1 pseudogene is annotated in these 443 nt (G+C 65.2%); it reads left to right on the forward strand.

The window, feature by feature from the left end:
* A pseudogene (locus EE949_RS12935) lies at window positions 1-443 on the forward strand (hybrid sensor histidine kinase/response regulator); the annotation flags it as partial.

The raw sequence follows: 443 nt of genomic DNA on the forward strand, positions 1-443 counted from the left end.
GCCTGCAGTGTGGCGTCTGCAACATCGCTTTCGAATCCCCGGACATGGCCTGGTGCCCGGCCTACGGCTCGCCGATCTGCTCGTTGTGCTGCTCGCTGGACGCCCGCTGCGGAGATCAGTGCAAGACCCGTTCGCGACTGTCCATGCAGTTCGAAGACCTGATCGGCCGCCTGCTGCCTCGCCTGCCCCGCCGCTACCTGCACACCCGCCTCATGCAGTACCTGGGTTTGCTGAGCGTGCTGGTGCTCGGCCTGTCGGGCGCGCTGGCGTTGATCTACAGCCAGGTTTCACATGGCCTCACCGACCAATCGCCACAGGCACACCACACGTTGATGCTGGCGTTCCTCAAGGCGTTCCTGACCTGCTGCGTCTTCGCCGGTGTATTGGCCTGGTGGGTGGTGCTGACCCGGGAGAGCCGCCGCGTGGCGCTGGAAGAGTCCGAA

The organism is Pseudomonas viridiflava (genome assembly GCF_900602065.1).
Classification (GTDB): Bacteria; Pseudomonadota; Gammaproteobacteria; order Pseudomonadales; family Pseudomonadaceae; genus Aquipseudomonas.